Source organism: Brachyspira sp., assembly GCF_029258575.1.
GTDB lineage: Bacteria > Spirochaetota > Brachyspiria > Brachyspirales > Brachyspiraceae > Brachyspira.
The window spans coordinates 1-4,506 of the sequence record NZ_JARHYI010000077.1; the positions used below are offsets into that span (position 1 = coordinate 1).

Genomic DNA, 4,506 nt, shown 5'->3' on the forward strand with positions numbered 1-4,506 from the left:
GCAGCAGAATAAGCGGCGAATAACTAAATAATATTAAACACTTTTAAATTTTATTATTTTTAATCTTAAAATAAATTATATATATAATAACGGTTGATATAAAAATGGCAATTTCATTAACACCAAAGTTCAATGATATAGTATACTGAGAAACAAAGAGTATATCAACTAAAATAGTTATAAACATTTTTAATGTAGTTATTATAAAAATATATTTATAATCAAAGACATTACTATATATATAAGTGTTATTATTAATATGGAACTTCTTACTTTATTTATAAATGTATATTTTTCTTCATATGAATTTTTATCTTTTATTTTACCAAAAAAGAAAAAAAGAGGAGCTATTATAGCTTCTTCAAATACTTCATATATAATTCCAAGCCACATTTGCTGCGATGCAATATTTAAGGCATTTGCATTAGGATAACTGTCTAGTATGTATATTCTAAATGTTGAGTAAATAGATGGTATTAATGCCTGTATAATCAGTACTATAAAAAGTTTAAAATTAATTTGCTTTAATAAATTTATATACATTATATTTCCAAATATAAAAAATTTATTCAATGATATAATAACAATATATAAATATCAAATTTTTATAATTGTTTGTAAATAAAATTATTATAATAGTATAAGTTTTGTAATAATAATTTATTATCTATTTTTTATTAGAATCAAGTATTGTTTAGTATTTTAAAAATAAAATATAAAAATTTGATTTTTAATATTTTTTTTACTATACTTGAGTTATCATGCATTACTTAAATTTCTATGAAACAGCTTATTCTCTAAGCTTCTTTAGAAATCACTTAAATAATCTATTATATCAAAATATTACCTGTTACAAAAGGAGGAATGTTTATGGGAAAAATATATAACCCAGAAAGTATTCGTAATGTTGCACTTTTAGGACATGTAGGAAGTGGTAAAACTACTTTAAATGAAGCCTTACTCTATAGATCTAAATCTATAGATAAAAAAGGAGAAATTGAGAGAGGGAGTACAGTAAGTGATTATACAGACGAAGAAATCAAGCAAAAAATGTCTATACACACTTCTTTAAGTTTTATAGAATGGAAAGATCATAAGATCAATTTACTAGATATTCCGGGGTCTGGTGATTTTAGCGGCGAAATTAATCCTGCTTTAAGAGTAGCAGAATCCTGTATTGTTGTTATAGATGCAGAATTCGGCATACAAATTGAAACAGAAAAGCATTGGCAAATGGCTAATAATTTCAGAAGACCTAGAATAGTTTTTATCAATAAAATAGATAAAGAAATGGTTGATCATAAAGCTCTATTAGAAAAAATTGAAAATAACTTTAAAGAGCCTCCTGTAGTACCTATACAAATACCTATGGGTAATGGAAAAGATTTTAAAGGTATAATAGATGTTATTTATCATAAGGCCTATTTCAGAGATGAGCAAGGAAAAATAGTAGAAGCAGAAATACCTGAAGAATATTATGATGAATATAGAGCTACACGCGACAGATTAAAAGAATTAGTATGTGAAGTTGATGACTCTCTTACAGAAAGATTTTTAGAGGGCGGAAAATTCACAGATGAAGAATATATAGATGCTTTAACTAAATCTATACTTCAGTATAAAGTAGTTCCTATACTATTTGGTACATCTATAAGAGATATAGGTATGGGAGCAGTACTTGATACTATTATAAGATATATGCCTTCTCCTTCTTATGTACCTGTAACAGATGGTACAGATCTCTTAACTAATGAACCTGCTACAAGATCTATATTGGGAGATAATCCTTTTGCTGCTTTTGTATTCAAAACTACAATAGATCAATATGCAGGAAGAATATCTTTCTTTAAAGTTCGTTCTGGAAGTATAAAAAGCGGAGATGAAATATATAATTCAAGAACTGGAAAAAAAGAAAAAGTTTCTCATATATATATGGCAAGAGGAAAAAAACAAATTGAAGCAGATACCATAACTGCTGGCGATATAGGAGTATTAGCAAAACTTTCAGACTGCAGAACAGCTGATACAATAAGTGCCCCTACTTCTCCATTCCAATTCCTTCCTCTTAAAATACCTCAGCCTATATATTTTACAGCTATAAAAATATTAAAGAATGATATAAAAGCTCTTGAAGTTCTTGACACTATAGCACAGGAAGATTTAACATTCAATGTTGAATATGATAGTGAAACCAAAGAAACTATAATAAAGGCTATGGGTGCTTTGCAGGTAAAACTTGCATTAGAAAGAGTAGTATCTCTTACTAAAGCAGAAATAGAACAAAGTGTTCCTAGGGTAGCATATAGAGAAACTATTAGAAAACAGGCTCAAGCTCAATACAGACATAAAAAACAATCTGGAGGAAGTGGACAGTTCGGAGAAGTTCATTTAGAAGTTTCACCTCTTACTCGTGATGGCGGTTTTGAATTTATAAATGATATATTTGGAGGAGCTATACCTAAACAGTATATACCCGGAGTAGAAAAAGGTATACAGGATGCATTATCTCAAGGACCTTTAGGAAAATATCCAATGGTTGATATAAAAGTAAGACTTTATGACGGTAAATATCATGATGTAGACTCTAATGAATTATCATTTAGAATAGCTGGTTCTATGGCGGCAAAAGAAGCATTCAAAAATGCAAGTCCTGTATTATTAGAACCTGTTATGAAAGTCACAGTATATGTACCTGAAGAATTTACTGGTGCTATAATGAATGAACTTACAGGTAAAAGAGGTAAAATTTTAGGTATGGAAGCTGCATCTAATACAGTACAGATGATAAAAGCTGAAGTACCATTATCAGAAATGCTTACCTATTCAATAGAAATGAAAGCATCTACTTCAGGAAGAGGTACTTTTGAAATGGAACATTCTCACTATCAAGAACTTACAGGTCCTTTAGCTGATAAAGTTATAGAGGAAAGAAAAGCATTACTTGGCAGCGGAGAATAACATTATATAGTATATAAAAATAAAGTTGATATTTTTTATATACTATAATATAATAATTTAATATGTATAAAATAGGAGATTGTATGCTCAAAATAATTGACAAAATCACAAAAGAACATGTATTTGAAGACTTGGAATCAAAAGACAAAGAATCACTTTTTAGAGCGTTAAGTGAAAAAATTGCACCTGTTGCTTCCGCATCTGCAGATACTATATTCGATGCATTCAAAAAACGTGAAGATGAATACACAACTAATATAGGAAACGGAGTTGCTGTTCCTCATGGCAGAATACAAGGCTATGGAAAAACAGATATCTTTGTCGGTTTCCTAAAAGATGAAATTAATTATGACTCTGACTCTGATGAGAAAAGCCCTGTAAAATTGGTATTTGCTATACTTTCTGATCTTGATAACCCTCAAGATTATCTTTTAAATCTTTCTCAAATTTTCTTCTTGGTAAATCAAAAAGAAATACTTGATAAAGTTATGGATACTAAAAGCTATGATGAACTTTCAAGTGTTTTAGATTCATTCAAAAAATTAGATGAAAAATTTGAAGCTGAAAAACAAATTAAATTCTTAATTGAACTTGAAAGAGCTGAAATACAAATTAAAGCTTATGAACTTTATAGTTCTACTCACTCTCAGCAAAAATCTGATGTTGTTTTAGAAGAATATAAAAAATATAAAGACACTATATTAAGTAAAATTGATGTTGCAGTATTAGAAAATTATAAAAGAATCAAAGAAAATAAAGGTGAAGCTTTAGCTAAAATAGAAAATTATAAATGCAGTGCTTGTAATGTAGCTATACCTAAAATGACCGTTAATGAAGTTAGAAGGCAAAATCAAATTATTATGTGTTTCCATTGCGGAAGAATATTATTTACTACTGACTGATAATCGATGATAAATAATCTATTAAAAATAAGGACAGCTAAAAGAAATGTATTAATAATGCTTCTTTTAGCTTTCCTTTATATTTCATGCTCGCCAAATAAACCTAGCTCAAACATTTCTGAGTTTTATAATACCCCTAACCCATTTGTGCCTTCAAAAGACAATACTATATATAAGGTTTCTATTAAAAGTGGAGAAATTATAAGTGCAAAAATAGAAATATATTCTCAAAGCGGAAATTTAATGGATTCCAAAGGTTTAATTATTGATAATAGTAAAAAGTCAGCATCTTGTATATGGTCTGGTCTTGATAAAAATGGTAAATATCTTCCATCTGGTATTTATGATGCCAAAGTGATAGTAAAGGATAATCAAGATTCCACTTTTATATCTGAGTTTAAAACTTCTATAAGATAATTAAAATAAAGATAATCAAAATAATATATACTTATTATAAAAAGCAATTAAAAAAAATATAATACTATTAATACAAAATTGTACTTATAGTATTTAATAAATTATAATATCAAATCAATTAACTCAATAAAGAATTTTGATTATTTATCATATTATCAATTTCTTAAAGCAATAAAAAATAGCTAATAACTATAAAGTAATTTTTCAAATATTATATTTATAATAAATA

General features: G+C 27.4%; 4 protein-coding genes. 3 read left to right on the plus strand and 1 reads right to left on the minus strand.

Annotation, left to right across the window (positions count from 1 at the left end; genetic code table 11):
• Window positions 1-201: 201 nt before the first annotated feature.
• Window positions 202-543, minus strand: a complete 342-nt coding sequence (locus Q1J76_RS06155; protein ID WP_300368381.1) for a hypothetical protein — start codon at window positions 541-543, stop codon at window positions 202-204.
• Between the two features lie 327 nt (window positions 544-870).
• Between Q1J76_RS06155 and fusA the strand changes: the two genes are divergently transcribed.
• The 3 genes from fusA (at window position 871) to Q1J76_RS06170 (ending at window position 4,277) form a co-directional block, all read left to right on the plus strand.
• A complete protein-coding gene (gene fusA, locus Q1J76_RS06160) occupies window positions 871-2,958 on the plus strand; it encodes an elongation factor G (RefSeq protein WP_300368384.1) in 2,088 nt (695 codons plus the stop codon).
• Between the two features lie 83 nt (window positions 2,959-3,041).
• A complete protein-coding gene (locus Q1J76_RS06165) occupies window positions 3,042-3,860 on the plus strand; it encodes a PTS sugar transporter subunit IIA (protein WP_300368387.1) in 819 nt (272 codons plus the stop codon).
• 6 nt (window positions 3,861-3,866) lie between these two features.
• On the plus strand, window positions 3,867-4,277 hold the full coding sequence (locus tag Q1J76_RS06170) for a T9SS type B sorting domain-containing protein (protein ID WP_300368390.1): 411 nt from the start codon (window positions 3,867-3,869) through the stop codon (window positions 4,275-4,277).
• Window positions 4,278-4,506: the final 229 nt, after the last annotated feature.

Excerpts from the sequence above, each read along its gene's own strand:
- Q1J76_RS06155 (WP_300368381.1), bottom strand. The coding sequence starts at position 543 with ATGTATATAAATTTATTAAAGCAAATTAATTTTAAACTTTTTATAGTA.
- fusA (WP_300368384.1), top strand. The coding sequence starts at position 871 with ATGGGAAAAATATATAACCCAGAAAGTATTCGTAATGTTGCACTTTTA.
- Q1J76_RS06165 (WP_300368387.1), top strand. The coding sequence starts at position 3,042 with ATGCTCAAAATAATTGACAAAATCACAAAAGAACATGTATTTGAAGAC.
- Q1J76_RS06170 (WP_300368390.1), top strand. The coding sequence starts at position 3,867 with ATGATAAATAATCTATTAAAAATAAGGACAGCTAAAAGAAATGTATTA.